This is a genomic window from Rhizobium sp. 10PS4, assembly GCF_032464805.1.
Taxonomy (GTDB): domain Bacteria; phylum Pseudomonadota; class Alphaproteobacteria; order Rhizobiales; family Rhizobiaceae; genus Rhizobium; species Rhizobium laguerreae.
Window position 1 is genome coordinate 317,519 of the sequence record NZ_JAWDIW010000001.1, and the last position, 18,115, is coordinate 335,633.

Sequence of the window (18,115 nt, forward strand, 5' to 3'; positions counted from 1 at the left end):
AGGCGGTGCGCATTGAGCGCACCGCAGTAGTCGGTGTGAGAGCATGATGCCGAAAAGTGTGATCTGTTTTCGGACGACATCATGCTCTCACTATTTAGCTTAGAACAGGATTCAGATTTTAAGCCGAACAGGCCTAAAATCATCCTGTTCTAGAGAGCAGCTTCGATCTTCGTGGCTGCCTCAGGCGAGACCCACTTGGTCCAGAGGTCCTTGTTTTCTTTGAGGAAGTGCTTGGCACCGTCCTCGCCGGTCGCCTGGTTGTCGGTCATCCAGGCCATGAGCTTGTTGACCGTTTCATTGCTCCAGGAGCGCTTCGTCAGGTAGTCCATGACTTCAGGGCCGACCTTTTCCGAGAAAGGCTTTGCAACCAGGGTGACGATCTTGTCGACCGGCCATGCATTCGGCTTCGGATCAGGGCAATCGGCAACGGTATTGCAGCGCTTCCATTCGGCGGCGTCGTTCGGCACGCCGGCTTCCAGCTTGACCATCTCATACTTGCCGAGCAGCGCGGTCGGCGCCCAGTAATAGCCGGCCCAGCCTTCCTTGCGTTCGTAGGCCTTGGAAATCGAACCATCGAGGCCGGCAGCCGAGCCGGTATCGACGAGGGTGAAGCCGGCCTTGTCGGCTTCGAAGGCCTTGTAGAGCTGCGTCGTCACCACGGTGCCGCCCCAGCCCTGCGGCCCGTTGTAGATCGCGCCCTTCTTGGGATCCTCAGGAGCGGGGAAGAGTTCCGGATGCTTCAGCACGTCGCCGATGGTCTTGATATCAGGATGGGCATCGGCCAGATATTTGGGAATCCACCAACCCTGCACGCCGCCATCGGGCAGCGGAGAGCCGACCTGGACGATCCGGCCTTCTTCCGTTCCCTTCTTGACGACATCCGGCAGCAGGTCGATCCATGCTTCCGGTGCGATGTCCGGCTGGCCCTTTTCGGCCATCGAGGTGATCGTCGGGACGGTATCGCCGACGGTGATTTCGGCCTCACAGCCATAACCTTCGTTCAGGATGAACTTGTCGAGGTTGGAGAGAACCTCTGCACTCTGCCAGTTCATGCTGGCGATGGTGACAGTGCCGCATTCGGCGGCGCTGGCGAAAGACGCCCCGCCGATCAGGCCGAACGTCAGACATGTCGATGCGAATAGTTTTTTCATTCTCGTTCCCTCTGTTTAGCGGCCGGTTTTGCCGAGCGGGGCGCCGCAGGACCCGCTCCAACGGTTGTCAGGAAGCCTCTCCCATACTCACCGATTTCTTGAATGCCGCCGATAGTCCCTTCGCGACCGAAGCGTCGAACCCAGCAGCACGCATGCCTTCGATGGCTGCCGCCGTGGTTCCGCGATAGCCGAGAAAGGTTTGAACGACATCGTCAGGAGATTCGTCTTGGCGCTCCAGCAGGCGGCCGGCGCCCGTGATCACCGTGTTGACGGCGCGGCGCGCAATCTCCGCCGACAGGCCATTTGCCACGGCGTCGCTCATCATGGCGGCGGCGAGCAATGCCGGGAACGCCGGTCCTGACCCGGAAAGGCCGGTGAGGTAATCGATGTCGCTTTCCCTTGCGACCTCGTCCTCAGATCCGCATGCCTGAAAAATCGCGCGGACAAGCGCCCGGTCGCCTTCGCTGACATCGCTCGCGCCAATCCACGGCGTATAGGACTTGGCCACTTCGGCGGCGGCGTTCGGCAAAGCGCGGACGACCCGCCTGGTCTTGTGGCGCTCGGAAAGTGCGTCCAGGCGGATGCCCGCCATGACAGATATCACAAGCTTGCCGCCGGCATCGACATCAAGAGCACGCCAGTCATCAGGACGGACAGAGAGAAGGATCACGTCCGAACGGTCGGCAAGCGCCTGATTGTCCGTGGCCAGGAATGAATTCGGGAAGCGGCGCGGCTGCTCGCTGCGATAGGAGAGGGAGAGATTTCGAGGTTCGATCCGGCCGGCATCAAGGATCGAGCCGGCGATTGCGCCGCCAAGCCATCCGCCGCCGCCAATGATCCCGATCCTCAAGGACACGCTCATCCCGGCGTTCCCTAACCCGGCCTGTAGCCATGCCGGGAGAAGAAGCGATCGAGCTCCCTCTGCTGCGGCACTTCGCCGGTGTAGATCGCGATATATTCGGGAATCCGTTTCATGCGGACGGCGAGTTCCTCCTTGGCTTGCATGGAGATATATCCGATCTGCACGAGGTAAGTTGTTCGCGCTCGGACATCTGATGTCGCTTCTGGTAGCCCAAACCGGATAAACATCCGCTTGAGCGCATCAAGCCGGAGCTGATCGGCTTGCCGGACCTCGGCGAGAATCTCGTCGGACTGCAGCGCCCAGCTGCGCACGGCGAATTCGAACCTGGCGTCGAACAGATCATTGTTGAGCCAGCAGTCGAAGACGTTGAGCATCGCCTCGGCGAGCGATTCCGCGTAAGCTTCGGACTGCTTGACGATGTTGCCGGTGTTTTTATCGCGCCACCGCGCCACAAGCCCGGCCAGAAGTTCCTCCCGATCCTTGAAGAACCAGTAAAAGCTCGTGCGCGAGAGATTGAGCTTCTTCGCCAGCGGCAGAATCTTCACCGAATCCACGCCGGAATCCAGCAGCGAGTGGTAAGCTGCTTCCAGCCATCCCTCCTGTGATCCGCGCCAGCCAGTGTCGTTCAAAGCCTGATCCATGGGCTATCTCCTATCAAATTATCAAGCCGCGTACAAGAAAAATGTACATCAGTGTCGAAAACAACGACCCAGTTGTTTTCAATGTTGACACATATGTACATTGTGCTTAGCGTCTGCTCTGACGTTTTTAATCCGGAACCACGGTCCATGTCGAACGATCCCCTTCTTCAACCCTACCAGCTCAAGCATCTGACGCTACGCAACCGTATCATCGTGACCTCCCACGAACCGGCCTATCCGGAAGACGGCATGCCGAAGGAGAGGTACCGTGCCTATACGGTGGAGCGGGCAAAGGGCGGGGTGGCCTTGACGATGACGGCGGGCTCGGCTGCGGTTTCCAGAGACAGCCCGCCGGTCTTCAACAACCTGCTCGCCTATAAGGACGAGATCGTACCCTGGGTCAGGGAAATGACCGACGCCGTGCATGAAGAGGGTGCGGCGATCATGATCCAGCTCACTCATCTCGGCCGGCGCACGCGCTGGGACAAGGGCGACTGGCTGCCTGTCGTGGCGCCGTCGCATCATCGCGAGGCCTCCCACCGCTCCTTCCCGAAGAAGATGGAAGATTGGGACATCGAGCGCATCATCAAGGATTTCGCCGACGCTGCCGAGCGCATGAAGGCGGGCGGCATGGACGGCGTCGAGCTGGAAGCCTACGGCCACCTGATCGACCAGTTCACCTCGCCGCTCACCAACGAGCTCGACGGTCCCTATGGCGGCTCGCTCGACAACCGTTTGCGCTTCTGTCTCGATGTCTTCAAGGCGATCCGGCAAAGGGTGGGGAACGACTTCATTCTGGGCGTGCGCTACACCGCAGACGAATGTCTTCCCGGCGGCACCGGTAAGGGCGACGGCATCGAAATCTCCAAGCGCCTCAAGGAAAGCGGCCTGATCGATTACCTGAACGTGATCCGCGGTCACATCGATACCGATGCGGGTCTGACCGACGTAATCCCGATCCAGGGCATGGCGAATTCACCGCATCTCGATTTCGCCGGCGAAATTCGCGCCGCAACCAACTTTCCGACCTTCCATGCGGCGAAAATCCCGGACGTCGCCACCGCGCGCCACGCGATCGCCTCCGGTAAGGTCGATATGGTCGGCATGACGCGCGCCCACATGACCGACCCGCATATCGTCCGCAAGATCATTGAAAAGCGCGAAGACGATATTCGTCCCTGCGTCGGCGCCAATTACTGTCTCGATCGCATCTATCAAGGCGGGGCCGCCTTCTGTATCCATAACGCAGCCACCGGCCGCGAACTGACCATGCCGCATATCGTGGCAAAGGCAGACACCAAGAAAAAGGTCGTCATCGTCGGCGCCGGCCCGGCCGGTCTGGAAGCGGCGCGCGTCGCCGGAGAACGCGGCCACCAGGTCGTGGTTTTCGAAGCGGCGAGCAATCCCGGTGGTCAGATCCGCCTCACCGCCCAGAGCGAGCGCCGCAGGGAAATGATCAGCATCATCGACTGGCGCATGAGCCAGTGCGAGAAATACGATGTCACCTTCCACTTCAACACCTGGGCGGAAGCGGACACCATCGGAGCCGAGAACCCCGATGTCGTCATCATCGCGACCGGCGGCTTGCCGCATACCGAGGTTCTCGCCAGCGGCAACGAGCTGGTGGTCTCGTCATGGGACATTATCTCCGGCGACGTGAAGCCTGGAACCAACGTGCTGATCTTCGACGATGCCGGCGACCATGCCGGCCTTCAGGCGGCCGAATTTCTCGCCAAGGCAGGCGCCAAGGTCGAGATCATGACGCCGGACCGGTCCTTTGCGCCCGAGGTCATGGCCATGAACCTGGTGCCCTATATGCGGTCTCTGCAAAAGCATGACGTAACCTTCACCGTCACCTATCGTCTCGAAGCCGTCGAGAAGAGCGGCAACCAGCTCGTCGCCCATGTCGGCAGCGATTACGGCGGGATTGCCCGGCAGCAGAGCTTCGACCAGATCGTCGTCAATCATGGGACCATTCCGCTCGATGAGCTCTATTTCGAACTGAAACCCAGCTCGAGCAATCTCGGCGAGATGTCGCATGACCAGCTTCTTTCCGGAGAACCCCAGTCCGTCATCCGCAATCCCGACGGCAAGTTCCAGCTGTTCCGGATCGGCGATGCGGTCGCCGCACGCAACACGCATGCCGCCGTCTACGACGGGCTGCGGATCGCGAAAGATATCTGATCGCAAGAGCGGACCGCTTGCCGGCCGATCGTCTCGGGAGGTGATGACATGAGTTTACGCAATGAAAGCCTGCAGATTTTCGTTGATGCGGCTTTCGTAGCTTTCGACCAGTTCGCCAAGGCCCCGGAAGCCCGCCGCTCAATCCGTCAGATTTTTGCAGCGCTGGAGCGCCGGGGAGCCGCGCGTGCGGGAGAGGGAAGCCGATTGCCCGTGTGCGCTCAGCTTGATGTAGCGCTCTCGATCGATACGTCCTATCCTTCGCTGACGCGATTGATCGACGGGTTCAAAGGCATCGAGCCAATGCTTGAATGGCGTCGGCGCAGCAAGTATGACCACACGGCCAGCGACAATTTTGTCGATGGGCATGCCAATGCGATGATCATCGGCCCGGGAGGATTGGAGGAGCGGAGCGACCTGTGGATCGGCGTGACGTTGATGGCGCCTCAGGTGCGCTATCCCGACCACGTTCATGCGCCAGAGGAGGTCTACCTCGTAATGTCCGAGGGAGAGTTCCAGCAGGGGGAAGGGGACTGGTTTTCGCCTGGTATCGGCGGATCCTTCTACAATGTCCCCGACATCAAGCATGCCATGAGGTCGCTCGACACGCCGCTCTTCGCCTTCTGGGCATTACTTGCCGAACGGCCGAACTGACGGCCAGCAGTAGAAATAAAGGGGGGTTGCCCATGAAGATACTCGTCCCAGTCAAACGGGTTGTCGATTACAACGTGAAGATCCGGGTAAAGCCGGATGGCACGGGTGTCGAGCTAACCAATGTGAAGATGTCGATGAACCCGTTCGACGAGATCTCGGTGGAAGAGGCGCTGCGGCTGAAGGAAGCCGGCAGGTGCGAGGAGGTGGTGGTCGTCTCGATCGGTCCGGCCAAGGCCGAGGAGACGCTGAGGACCGCACTCGCGATGGGCGCCGATCGGGCGATCCTGGTCGAGACCGACGATCAGATCGAGCCGCTGACCGTCGCCAAGATCTTGAAGGCTGTCGCAGACGCCGAACAGCCGGGGCTGATCATCGTTGGCAAGCAGGCGATTGATGACGATAGCAACCAGACCGGCCAGATGCTGGCGGCATTGATGGGAATTGCCCAGGCAACCTTCGCCTCGAAGATCGAGATCGGTGATGGCAAAGCGACCGTCACCCGCGAAGTCGATGGCGGCCTGCAGACGATCGAGATCAAGCTGCCGGCGGTCGTCACATCAGATCTGCGCTTGAACGAACCGCGTTATGCCTCGCTGCCTAATATCATGAAGGCGAAGAAGAAGCCGCTCGACAAGAAGACGCCAAGCGACTTCGGTGTCGACACGACGCCACGCCTCAAGGTGTTGAAGACCGAGGAGCCGTCGGGCCGCAAGGCCGGCGTCAAGGTCAAGTCGGTCGCCGAACTGATCGACAAGCTCAAAAACGAAGCCGGCGTGCTGTAATCAGCTTGGAACAGGAGCCATCATCATGACCATTCTTCTTCTGGCTGACCACGACAATGCCAGCCTGTCCGACCAGACCGCCAAGGCGCTGACGGCAGCCGCAAAGATCGCCAAGGAACAGGCAAGCGATATTCATGTGCTCGTTGCCGGCAAGGCTGCCAAGCCCGCTGCCGAACAGGCGGCAAAACTTGCCGGCGTCTCCAAGGTGCTGCTGGCCGAAAGCGACGACCTCGCCAACAATCTGGCCGAACCGCTCGCCGACCTGATCGTCTCGCTGGCCGGCAGCTACGACACGATCCTGTCTGCCGCCACCTCGGTCGGCAAGAACGTGCTGCCGCGCGTCGCTGCCCTGCTCGATGTCGCTCAAGTCTCCGAGATCATCGAGGTAATTTCCTCAAACACCTTCAAGCGGCCGATCTATGCCGGCAACGCCATTCAGACGGTACAGGCGAGCGATGCCAAGAAGGTCATCACCGTGCGCACCGCATCCTTCGCCTCTGCACCGGAAGGCGGCTCAGCCACCGTCGAGGCGATCCCGGCGGTTTCCGATCCGGGGCTTTCGACCTTCGTCGGCGATGCGCTGTCGGCCTCCGACCGGCCGGAGCTGACCTCTGCCAAGATCATCATCTCTGGCGGCCGGGCACTCGGCTCGGCGGAAAAATTCAGGGAGGTCATCCTGCCGCTTGCCGATAAGCTCGGGGCCGCCGTTGGCGCTTCCAGAGCCGCCGTCGACGCCGGTTATGCGCCGAACGACTGGCAGGTCGGCCAGACCGGCAAGGTGGTGGCGCCGCAGCTTTACATTGCCTGCGGCATTTCAGGCGCCATCCAGCATCTGGCCGGCATGAAGGATTCGAAGGTCATCGTTGCCATCAACAAGGACGAGGAGGCGCCGATCTTCCAGGTCGCCGACTATGGCCTCGTCGCCGATCTCTTCGATGTCTTGCCGGAATTGGAAAAGGCGCTCTAGCGGGGGAGACCGAACGTGGTGCGCGTCGTGGGACGTCCAATCAAACTTGGTGCCGACCTTCTCCTCAACGATGACGAGAAGCCGGCATACATACGGCTGCACGACATCGGGAGGGAGAGGCGCTCTCGGCCGCTGCAGGAATTCCTCAATGATGTCGGCGGCCTGATGCTGTCGGCGGAGGCTCCAGCCGTCGCCAGTTTCGTCGCGGGCAAAGTCCTACAGAGGCTGCTCAAGACCGGCAAGGTGCGTCCGGAGGGCGGGCCTCTTCCCGGCGCGCCCGACGGGCTGGATGGAGCCATCGGCCATCTTGCAAAATCGGGACGGAAATACGAGGCGATCGCCGGCCAGTTCCAGAGTCTCGCCGATAAGCTGCTCTGGAGACGCGGCCGCTCCGGTCCGTTCGCAAGCTTGAATTTTGGCAATACGCATTCCCATGCGGTCTTGGTCGGTCCCGGCGGCATGGAGGAACGCGCCGATCTCAGGGTCGGCGTGATTTATATGGATCGCTATACAAGATTCCCCGATCATGTTCAGACGCAGCCCCGCGCCTTCATTCTGCTTTCGCCGGGCGAAATCCGCCTTGGCGATTCCGAGTGGTTCTCCGCCGGTGTCGGCACGGTCTTTGCGAACGACGCCGGGCAATCCTTCGCGATAAGATGCACTGCCCGGCCGCTGCTTGCGGTCTGGTGCCAGGTTGAGCGGGAGAGGTGATGGGATCCTTGGCAACAATGAGCCTGAGATGAATGAAAAGCGCGAAGGCGAGAGCATGAAATCTCGGCTGTGACGTAGCAGATCGGCGAGAAGCCGGCCCCTTCGAATATGCAGCATCAGAATTCAATTTAAGAGGAAGGATATCAAAATGGACGTTCGCGCCGCCGTTGCCGTTCAGGCAGGAAAACCGCTCGAAGTGATGACCGTGCAGCTGGAGGGCCCGCGGGCCGGCGAAGTGCTGGTCGAGGTCAAGGCGACGGGCATCTGCCACACCGACGATTTCACTTTGTCGGGCGCCGATCCGGAAGGCCTCTTTCCGGCGATCCTCGGCCATGAGGGCGCCGGCATCGTCGTCGATGTCGGCCCCGGCGTCACTTCGGTGAAGAAGGGCGACCACGTCATTCCGCTCTACACCCCGGAATGCCGCGAATGCTATTCCTGCACCTCGCGCAAGACCAATCTCTGCACCTCGATCCGCGCGACCCAGGGCCAGGGCGTGATGCCGGACGGAACCAGCCGCTTCTCGATCGGTAAGGACAAGATCCATCACTATATGGGCTGCTCGACCTTTTCGAACTTCACCGTGCTACCGGAGATCGCCCTTGCCAAGGTCAATCCCGACGCGCCGTTCGACAAGATCTGCTACATCGGCTGCGGTGTCACGACAGGCATCGGCGCCGTCATCAATACCGCCAAGGTGGAGATGGGCGCGACCGCCATCGTCTTCGGTCTCGGCGGCATCGGCCTCAACGTGCTTCAGGGCCTGCGTCTTGCCGGCGCCGACATGATCATCGGTGTCGATATCAACTCTGACCGCAAGGCATGGGGCGAAAAATTCGGCATGACCCACTTCGTCAATCCGAAGGAGGTCGGCGACGACATCGTGCCCTATCTCGTCAACTTGACCAAGCGCCACGGCGACCTGATCGGCGGTGCCGACTACACGTTCGACTGCACCGGCAACACCAAGGTGATGCGACAGGCGCTGGAATCTTCCCATCGCGGCTGGGGCAAGTCCATTATCATCGGCGTTGCCGGCGCTGGCCAGGAAATCTCCACCCGTCCGTTCCAGCTGGTTACCGGCCGCAACTGGATGGGCACGGCCTTTGGCGGCGCGCGCGGCCGCACCGACGTGCCGAAGATTGTTGACTGGTACATGCAGGGCAAGATCCAGATCGACCCGATGATCACCCACTCAATGCCGCTCGAAGACATCAACAAGGGCTTCGAGCTGATGCACAAGGGCGAGAGCATCCGCGGCGTGGTCGTGTACTGAGCCATGAAGACGATCTCGACAGAAAATTCTCATGGCGGCACCCAGGGCGTTTACGTCGATCGCTCGGACGCCTGCGACTGCGACATGACCTTTGCGGTATTCCTGCCGCCGCAGGCCAAAGCACGGAAGCTGCCGGTTCTTTGGTACCTTTCCGGTCTGACCTGCACCCATGCCAATGTCATGGAAAAGGGCGAGTACCGGCGTCTTGCCGCAGAACTCGGCATGATCATCGTCTGCCCCGACACCAGTCCGCGGGGCGAGGCCGTCCCGGATGAACCTGATAATTGGCAGTTCGGCAAGGGAGCCGGCTTTTACGTCGACGCCACTGAGCCGCCGTTCGCGCAGAATTATCGGATGTACAGCTACATCGTCGATGAATTGCCGAAGCTTATCGCGGCCGAGTTTCCGGTCGACATGGACCGACAGGGAATCTTCGGTCACTCGATGGGCGGACATGGCGCGATCACCATTGCGCTCAAGAACCCCGGACGCTTCGGCAGCTGCTCGGCCTTCGCGCCGATCAGCCATCCCTCGGTCTCCGGCTGGTCAAAGCCGGCATTCCGGAAATACCTCGGCGCCGATGAAGCGCGCTGGCGAGCATATGATGCCTGCTCGCTGATCGAAGACGGGCACCGGTTCCCGGAATTCCTCGTCGACCAGGGGACGGCGGATAGTTTCCTGGAGGACGGATTGCGCCCCGAAGAGCTCAGGCAAGCCTGCGAGACGGCCGGCATCAGCCTGCGGCTTCGCATGCAGGAAGGCTACGGCCACTCCTACCTCTTCATTTCGACTTTCATGGAAGACCATCTGCGCTGGCACGCGCGAAGGTTGGGAGACTGATTGCAGAGCTTGGCCGGGCATATCGCAAACGGCCCAGAAGGGGAGGAGAAACCCATGACCAGCATAGCCATACATCCGGCAGTGGATTCAGGCTTTCGGGCGACTGACGCTGCTTTCGCAGGCGGGACGCTCGTCTGCAAATGCGCAAGCAACCCGGTGAAGGTCAGGATCAAAAGCGATATCGCCCACAATCACGCCTGTGGCTGCACGAAGTGCTGGAAGCCCGAGGGCGCAGTCTTTTCGGTCGTGGCCGTTGCGCCGACCGAAAGCGTCGAAGTTCAGGAGAATGGCGACAAGCTCGCCGTCGTCGATTCCACAGCCTTGATCCAGCGCCACGCCTGCAAGGAATGCGGCGTTCATATGTATGGGCCGGTCGTGCGCGAACATCCGTTCCAGGGATTGTCGTTCGTCCATCCGGAACGCTTTCAGGAAAGCGGCTGGGCGAAGCCGGGCTTTGCGGCCTTCGTGTCGTCGATCATCGAAAGCGGCTTCGACCCCGCGAAGATGGACGCCGTCAGGGCGCAGTTGAGGACGTCCGGCCTCGAGCCTTACGATTGCCTAAACCCCGGCCTTATGGACTACATCGCAACCTGGATGGCCAAGAAGAGCGGCGTCCTGGCCGCGTGATTTGACCCTGGGGAGCGCCGACGCGGCGCTCCCCAGAAAAACCGCCGCTCTCCGGATATCGAGATATTCCGTGATTGCCGCGCGCCGGCCTGCCGGCGGCTCAGGCTAGCCCGGTCGAAGCTGGGGAACTTATAGCGGCATTCTTCCAAACTCGGGGCTGGGCGCGAGTCGTCGAGCACAAACCATTCTCATTGACGATCATGATCCGCGAGCGCATGTCTTTCGATGAGCACGCTCTTACAAGCGGCAGGGGGATGAATATGCGATCCGGGCAGCATCGGCAGGGAGACGACGCCGCGAGGTCGGCTGAGCGGCTCAAGGTGGGCTTCGTTCTGGCGCGATCGTTCACGCTGTCCGCCTTCGCGCTGTTCGTGGATACGCTGCGGCTTGCCAGCGACCAGCAGGATCGTTCCGGAAGGGTCCTTGCCGACTGGCAGGTGATCGGCAGCACGCGGCACCTGATCACCTCGAGTTGCGGCGTCCAGGTCGCTCCGACCTCCGATTTCGTCGATCCGTCGAAGTTCAACTACATCGTGGTCGTCGGTGGCCTTCTGACGGTGGAGAACCCTGTCGACCAGGAGACCATCGCTTTTCTCAAGCAGGCGGACGCCAAGAAGGTGCCGCTGATCGGCGTGTGCACGGGTTCGTTCATTCTTGCTGCGGCTGGCCTGATGAAGCGGCACGATTCCTGTGTGAGCTGGCTGCATTATAAGGAGTTTCGGGAGCGGTTTCCCGACCTCAGCGTTCGCTCCGATCGGCTCTTCAATCTCGATCGCCAGCGCGGATCATGCGCAGGCGGCAGCAGTTCCGCCGACATGGCGGCGTTGCTGGTCCGAAAATGTATCAGCCGCGATGCCGAACGAAACGCGCTGGAGGTCCTTCAGATCGAAAAGGCGCGGGCTCCGGCCGACATACAGCCGCGGCGTCCGCTCTACGACGACTATGACGACGCCCGCGTCAAGGCGGCGATGATCACGATGGAGCAGTTCGTCGATGGCAGCATGTCTATACAGAAGCTTGCCGCCATGGTTGGCCTGTCGAGGCGGCAGTTGGAGAGGATCTTCATCGACAAGACGGGGATGTCTCCGGCCAAGGCCTACAATCGTGTTCGCATGGAGCGGGCGAAATCGATCCTTGTCCAGTCGAAGGCGCCTCTGATCGAGATCGCGCTGGATGTCGGCTTTGAAAACGCCTCGCAGTTCACGAGAACCTTCAAGCGCACATTCGGGCAAACGCCGTCACAGCATCGTGCCGCTTCGAGAGCGCACTGAACTTAAAATTAGAATGCTGAAGGCGTTCGGTGTCATCAGCCCGACTAACGGTTCCCAAGAGTTTGGAGTAGGCTGAACCAATACCGGCCGCGCCATCTTTGAACAATTACAGCAACTAAAAACGAACACTCGGGTCATAGGTCCTTATCCGTTCAACTGCAGAGGCCAAACTTGGTCGTCCACTCCGACACGGTCTGAAACAGGACGTTAATGCTGCGCTCGGCGAGCAAGTCCTTTACGTCGCGTAGATGCAGCGGGGATCTGTAATAGAACGGTGTGGTCGGAAAACGATGGCGTCGGTAGCGGTAAGCGGCTCTTCGGTCATTCTGGTCGATTATCAGCGAAATATACTCCGGAATCTAAGTCGTCGCATTTTCCTACTGTAAAGATTGAGTAAATATCGAAAGATATAAACCACATTTACAAACGTGTATTTTTAGTGTTTACTAAATCTCAACGTGAAATCCGCCCGCGTGTCATCGCTGGCAGGGCGTATACCAAGTACATTCCAGTTTTTTACTCAAAATCATTCTGATTTTGAGCCTCGTTCACGTGCGTTGTGTCTCGTCACGCTGGCGGATGAATGCTTACTGCCATTGTCATTGTCACATGGGAACGCCGCGTGTCGGGTTCGTCTACGCTCCGCGCGTGTCGTGCAAAAAGGAGGGACAGTTATGTCGGTATGGGATGATCTGATTGCGAAATATCAAGACTTCAACGATGTGCCAGAAGCTGCGAAGATTGGCTCCCTGGCACAATGGATCCTGGAATCAGGTCGTGGTTCCAGTCCGCTTGCACGCCAGCATCTGAATTTCGGTGGCCTAAAGTTTCGCGAACGCATGGTTGGGTTTGCACAGCCGGTCGACTACAGAGGCAGTGACGGCGAAATGACGACCTACTGCAAATTCTCGTCGATCAACGAGTTCATCAAGGGCTATTGGCACTTCATCGATTCAGGTCCGTACACCGAATGGAGGAACCACTGCTCCTCTCCGGAAGCCTATGTCAGCTATTTAAAATCATCGGGTTACGCGGCCGATCCCGCCTATGTGACAAAGGTTCGGTCGCTCTTCGATGAATCAGCGGAGCTACTGGGTGCCGACGTCGGCGTGAATCCAGGTACCGGTCATCCGGGCTCGGCACCGGGGCGTCCGGCCTGGCAGGAATTGACCGCAAGATACCTCAATGTGCGGACCACTCCCATCCTGGGCATCGTATTGCACGACACTGCCGGATCCGGCACACACAACGACACCATCTATCTTTCAAATCCACAGGACGGACGGAAGGTCAGTGTCGATTTCACGGTCGAGCGAGACGGCTCAATCTGGAAGCTGAATCCCGACTTGCGAACCCATTATTGCAATCACGCCGGCCGAGCCACGCAATGGCGTGGCTTCAGGAATGCGCAGGTCAATGCGGTCACCGTGGGAATTGAGATCGTCCAGAAGTCCGATCTGAGCCTCAACCCCGTCTACACCGACGGCCAGGTGGCATCGGTTGCCCGCTTGTGTGCTTGGCTGTCCCATGAATTTGGGCTTACAGCTTCTGATATCACGACGCATCGTCAGATCATCACGGATGGATCGCGTTCCGATCCTCGAAGGTTCCCATTCGATACGCCAAACGGCTTCTGGGCCAAATACTGGGAATGCTTCGGCAGGCACGAACAATTCGTGGCATCACTCGGAGAGGGTGAAGGGCCTGCATTGGTTGAGGTGCTGACAAACGCCGCCTGAAGCCGCAGATGGATTGCGGACTGAAGCGCCAGGGGGAGGACCATGAGGAAGAGCCTAATCTATATCGCAGTTTTGTCATTCCTGTTCACATTGCCAGGCGGCTTTGCGGCGTCTGCAAACGTCATCGAACCGGAAAAGCTGCTCACTCCGCGGACTTCGCCACCAATTGCGCCGGATGAAGCGACCAAAGTGAGCGGAGCCGCCTGCTCGAGCGATGGGAAGACTTGCCTCCTCGTCGGCGACGAGTACCGATATGCCTTGTCCTTCGATGTGGACGACACGTCTGTCGCCATAAAGGACCGCGTGTTTCTGCTCCCCAAGAAGGCAAAGGACGGACACAAATACAAGGAGACGGATGCCGAGGGCGTCTCCTTCAGCGGCGGCTTCTTCTATATCGTTGGCTCCCATGGGCGTAACAAGGAAGGCGAAAAGCAAGACTCGCGCTATTTCGCATATCGCATTCCGGCGAGTGCGCTATCGGGTGGCGATCTGGGGGAAGAGAACGAAGTCTCATCAGCTGTAGAAAAGAGCGACCACCTGGCCGATCTCCTCGACCAGAGCGATGCCTTCAAAAAAGCGAACGCGTTGGCTCCCGAAAAAGACGGGACGAACATCGAGGGGCTCGCTGTCACCGGAGACAAGCTGTTCGTTGGGTTCCGAGGCCCACTTCCCGACGGCAAGGCCGTCATCGGGGAAACCTCGGTGAACTACCTGTTTGACGATGGGGCTGGTGGGCTTGAATTACACCCGGTGGATTTAGGAAAGGGCCAGGCGGTCCGCGATCTGGCACCATATCACGACGGCTTATTGATCCTGGCTGGTCCTCAGGACAGGAATGGCGGTAAGGCCGCGATCTATACATGGACCCGCGATAACGGTCCCTCTCAGCTAGCCGAACTCGAACCGGTTGGTTCAAAAGATCGACAACCAGAAACGTTGATGGTGCTGTCCGAGGAGAACGGATTGATACGCTGCCTTGTGTTCGATGACGGTGACGCGCCCGTAAATCCACGGATTTACGGGATTCCCTCCAAGCAATAACGGCTGGAAGGAGCACTCGACTCCAAACGATATATCGTCGAGCAGATGTGACAGCGAAGAGTATGCTCAGAAACTTTGTGAGGAGCATCCTGTGAACCGAAGCGAGGCTGAACGCCATGAGCTATCTGCCCGCCAAGCGCGCCGGTCTTTAGCGCGTCGATTATCGACAGGACCATGTTTTTCGGCTTGTCCATTGGGAAAGCCGCGACGGAGGCGTTGAGCTCCCATCATTGGCATAATCTCCATCCATGATCTTACGGGCGATTCCAGTCTTGCCGCCGACATGTCCTTGCTTCTAACCCATAGCCTTGTGACGGAAGATGTGATGACCAACGGCTTGCCAGCGATAAGAATGCGTGAGGCGAGAACTGCTGGCATGCGGTCATCTCTATCGAGGATAAGGTTTTGCGGAGCGAAACGCAGTTTCAATTTGCCAACATTAAGTAACTATTGCGCGCAGTCGAAGACTGCGCTCGCTTATTATCCCCAACCCAAAAATAAATTTTCTCGACCGGTTGTAGAGAGATAAATTAGAAGCGATAAAGTGGTATCCTGACGAGGGAAAATAACGATGGCTAATTTCGATATTCTGCGCGCAGTTTCGGAAGCTTCTCAGGGTGACGATCAAGCTTTGCATCCCGGAATTGTTCGTTTCGAGCTCGAACTAAAGAATGTGTCGTCTGCCGCCGATCTCCGCAAGAGACTTGCGTCCCTGCTTCAACGTGACACGTTCAGCTTAGTACCGTTGGGATCTTTGCTGCCGACATTTTACGTTCTTCAATTCCCCGGAGTGTCCCGAACAATTGCTCCGGACCGCTTATTTGCAATTGCTGACGACCTCGTCGAGGCACTTGATCTCGTGTCATGCAGTCCAGACATCGGTTCGACACTCTATGCCGAACCCGATGCTCGTGCTTTACGCGGAAATACGCCAGAGTCGGTGGCACTGGATGCATTTTGTTGGTCTCAAGCAGCCACACCTAGCGATCACCAATGGTCCGTCAAGGCAGTCAAGGCACCACAGGCATGGGCAATGTCGCCAAAGAAGGGCGAAGGGGTGCTGGTTGCGCAGCCTGATACCGGGGTAGCCAGTCATCCGGATCTTGACCTGGAGGCACTGCGCTTTGATCTTGCGGCTGATATCATCGGGGGTGACACAGACCCGACGGATCCCCTCGATCCGACCTTTGCAAATCCCGGTCACGGCACGGCCACGGGCAGCGTCGTCATCAGCCGCGTGGGCGGTGGGATGGTGGGCTCTGCCCCGGCGGCAAGCCTGGTGCCGATCCGCTGTACGACAGACGTCAAGATTTTCGATGGTACTCCGATCGCCGCAGCGATCCTTCATGCCGTAAAGATTAAGGCAGATGTGATCACGATGAGCCTTGGCGGCATCTATTCGCGCTCCATTGCAGCTGCGGTAGGCGTCGCCATTGATGCAGGGTTGATCATAATGGCAGCGGCCGGAAACTGCGTCAGTTTTGTCGTTTACCCCGCCTCGGACGATCGTGTCATTGGTGTTGCGGGCGTTGATGTCAACGACAAGCCGTGGAAGGGCACCAGTGCCGGACCGAGCGTGACAATATCCGCCCCTGCCGAGAATGTTTATGTCGCTCGCCGTACACCCATCGACGGGGGTGCGGGCATCGTCAGTGGCGGACAGGGCACCTCCTTTGCCGTGGCGACGACGGCTGGGGTGGCGGCGCTTTGGATTGCGCATTTCGGACGCACGAAGGTTCGAGCGGAAGCAAAACGTCGCGGAGTGAGCGTACAAGAATTATTTCGCTCCGCGCTGACCTCGACGGCGCGGCGTCCGTCACGCTGGAACAGCTGGCTGCATGGTGCGGGTATCGTCGACGCAGAAGCACTCCTACGTCTGTCTCTGACCAAAATACCGAATAAGGTGGATACACCAATCGCACCCGAGTCGGTTCCTGACGCCCCAACGAGTATGACAGTCTCCCAGGTTTTTGCCGAAGCGCAGGCGAACGCTGAGAATGGAACAAATTGGGCGCGTATCGGATCAGAAGCAACCTTCCTGGCTGCTGATGCCTGGCGGCGCAGCGATGCCGGACGCTCAGTGCTTCTGGAGTCCGCTGCACGCCCGACCCCTTCACCTGGCCTGGTGGCACATGCGCCGGCGTCGTTGAGGCGGAGCCTCAAGGTCGCGAACGAGGCCCCTCACCTCGTATCGCCGATACCGCCGCCTGCGCCCCTAAGACGCCAGACGCTTGCGATGATTGCACCAACGCAGCCCGGTCGGGAAAGCACGGCCGAAAGCGTCCGAGCCAGCCTCAGCGGGACCGGCATGCGGGATTTGCAGGACCAGATCGAGCGAGCGCTCAACGAGATCGAGGCTAGCTCTGGCACGACGCTCGAAGCGTCGGCTGCCCGCCGCGACGTGCTCAACAGAACCGAGAGCGTCGTTCGTTCGCTCATAACCGGTGGCGAGGCGGCGCTGTCGATCGAGGGGCGGATCGTCATGGAATCGTTGGTCAGACTAAAAGGGCGCCCCGCTTTCAAAGTCAACGATGGCGCGATCTCCAAAAGCCAGGCCGAAATCACCGATTGGGCGCCGGCACTGTTCGCCGCCGAGGAGTATTTGCCGGCCTTATGCGCGACGGTCGGACGCATCGACCTCAACGGAGAGCATGTCGGCACAGGATTTATCGCAGGACCCGGGCTTGTGATCACGAACAGACATGTGGCCGAAGCGATCGCCGACGTTGTTCCGGGCAATGGCGGAGACCGCTGGTTCCTGCGGGAGAATGTAACGATCAATTTCGACGACCGAGGCCGCGGCAATGAAAAGCGTTTTAAGGTGCGAGAAATCGTTTCGGCTGGATTGTCCCAAATCGGCGAAAAGGTCGATTTCGCGCATCTTGATATGGCGATCCTCGACGTCGAAACAGAAAATATGACCGGGAAGCTGCCGAAACCGATCGGTCTGATCACGGATTTCAATGAAGCGGCAAGCAAACAGGATATCGCGGTCATTGGCTACCCGGCCCGTCCTGACCTTGCTGCCCTCGACGATCCGTCAGGAGTGGAGACTTCCGAAACGATTGGACGCCGCCTCGCCATGATATTTGGCTTGGACTATGGACGAAAGTACTTCAGTCCCGGAACAATCGTGCAAGCAGCCGGGACCCTCGGAGGAGATGGCCGAAACTGGATCCTGACGCACGACGCAACTACGCTGGCAGGCTCGTCGGGGTCAGGTGTGCTGCGCTTCAGCGATAGCTTGCCCATTCTGGGGCTACATTTTGCAGGACGTGTCATGACAGCGAACTATGCACACTCGCTTGCTGCTGTCAGGGATTCCAAGATCCTGGCACAAGATGCGATTGGGCGACTGAACTGGGTGTGAGG

At 59.2% G+C, this 18,115-nt stretch carries 15 protein-coding genes; 12 read left to right on the plus strand and 3 right to left on the minus strand.

The genetic code is table 11. The features are described 5' to 3' along the window. Positions 1-149: 149 nt before the first annotated feature. From RWJ89_RS01465 to RWJ89_RS01475, 3 genes are all read right to left on the minus strand, one after another. On the minus strand, positions 150-1,151 hold the full coding sequence (locus tag RWJ89_RS01465) for an ABC transporter substrate-binding protein (RefSeq protein ID WP_020047352.1): 1,002 nt from the start codon (positions 1,149-1,151) through the stop codon (positions 150-152). 67 nt (positions 1,152-1,218) lie between these two features. Continuing rightward, positions 1,219-2,013 (minus strand): pyrroline-5-carboxylate reductase family protein, encoded by a 795-nt coding sequence (locus RWJ89_RS01470; protein ID WP_168281145.1) that lies wholly within the window; start codon positions 2,011-2,013, stop codon positions 1,219-1,221. 11 nt (positions 2,014-2,024) lie between these two features. Next, complete coding sequence (locus RWJ89_RS01475; RefSeq protein WP_011649280.1) at positions 2,025-2,654, minus strand: TetR/AcrR family transcriptional regulator; 630 nt, start codon at positions 2,652-2,654, stop codon at positions 2,025-2,027. Positions 2,655-2,801: 147 nt separating this feature from the next. On the opposite strand from RWJ89_RS01475, the gene RWJ89_RS01480 reads away from it, so the two are divergent. The 12 genes from RWJ89_RS01480 to RWJ89_RS01540 all read left to right on the plus strand — a co-directional run bounded on the left by RWJ89_RS01480 (position 2,802) and on the right by RWJ89_RS01540 (position 18,113). Then, positions 2,802-4,838, plus strand: a complete 2,037-nt coding sequence (locus tag RWJ89_RS01480; protein WP_316030452.1) for an NADH:flavin oxidoreductase — start codon at positions 2,802-2,804, stop codon at positions 4,836-4,838. Between the two features lie 48 nt (positions 4,839-4,886). After that, positions 4,887-5,489, plus strand: a complete 603-nt coding sequence (locus RWJ89_RS01485; RefSeq protein WP_131662606.1) for a dimethylsulfoniopropionate lyase — start codon at positions 4,887-4,889, stop codon at positions 5,487-5,489. 32 nt (positions 5,490-5,521) lie between these two features. After that, positions 5,522-6,271 (plus strand): electron transfer flavoprotein subunit beta/FixA family protein, encoded by a 750-nt coding sequence (locus RWJ89_RS01490; protein ID WP_222060838.1) that lies wholly within the window; start codon positions 5,522-5,524, stop codon positions 6,269-6,271. A 25-nt stretch (positions 6,272-6,296) separates the two neighbouring features. Continuing rightward, a complete protein-coding gene (locus tag RWJ89_RS01495; protein WP_222060837.1) occupies positions 6,297-7,238 on the plus strand; it encodes an electron transfer flavoprotein subunit alpha/FixB family protein in 942 nt (313 codons plus the stop codon). Positions 7,239-7,253: 15 nt separating this feature from the next. Continuing rightward, positions 7,254-7,949 carry a dimethylsulfonioproprionate lyase family protein gene (locus RWJ89_RS01500; RefSeq protein ID WP_168281138.1) on the plus strand — a complete coding sequence of 232 codons (696 nt, stop codon included), beginning with the start codon at positions 7,254-7,256 and terminating at the stop codon, positions 7,947-7,949. Between the two features lie 148 nt (positions 7,950-8,097). Beyond that, complete coding sequence (locus tag RWJ89_RS01505; RefSeq protein WP_168281136.1) at positions 8,098-9,225, plus strand: S-(hydroxymethyl)glutathione dehydrogenase/class III alcohol dehydrogenase; 1,128 nt, start codon at positions 8,098-8,100, stop codon at positions 9,223-9,225. A 3-nt stretch (positions 9,226-9,228) separates the two neighbouring features. Then, on the plus strand, positions 9,229-10,065 hold the full coding sequence (gene fghA, locus RWJ89_RS01510; RefSeq protein ID WP_168281134.1) for an S-formylglutathione hydrolase: 837 nt from the start codon (positions 9,229-9,231) through the stop codon (positions 10,063-10,065). A gap of 54 nt (positions 10,066-10,119) precedes the next feature. Further along, positions 10,120-10,692, plus strand: a complete 573-nt coding sequence (gene gfa, locus RWJ89_RS01515; protein ID WP_132612109.1) for an S-(hydroxymethyl)glutathione synthase — start codon at positions 10,120-10,122, stop codon at positions 10,690-10,692. A gap of 260 nt (positions 10,693-10,952) precedes the next feature. Then, positions 10,953-11,963 (plus strand): GlxA family transcriptional regulator, encoded by a 1,011-nt coding sequence (locus RWJ89_RS01520; protein ID WP_029871392.1) that lies wholly within the window; start codon positions 10,953-10,955, stop codon positions 11,961-11,963. A 674-nt stretch (positions 11,964-12,637) separates the two neighbouring features. Next, the gene (locus RWJ89_RS01530; protein WP_168281132.1) at positions 12,638-13,702 is read left to right on the plus strand and encodes an N-acetylmuramoyl-L-alanine amidase; all 1,065 of its coding nucleotides are present in this window, start codon (positions 12,638-12,640) and stop codon (positions 13,700-13,702) included. Between the two features lie 42 nt (positions 13,703-13,744). Next, positions 13,745-14,743, plus strand: a complete 999-nt coding sequence (locus RWJ89_RS01535) for a DUF3616 domain-containing protein (RefSeq protein ID WP_222060836.1) — start codon at positions 13,745-13,747, stop codon at positions 14,741-14,743. A 571-nt stretch (positions 14,744-15,314) separates the two neighbouring features. After that, positions 15,315-18,113, plus strand: a complete 2,799-nt coding sequence (locus tag RWJ89_RS01540; RefSeq protein WP_168281128.1) for a S8 family serine peptidase — start codon at positions 15,315-15,317, stop codon at positions 18,111-18,113. Positions 18,114-18,115: the final 2 nt, after the last annotated feature.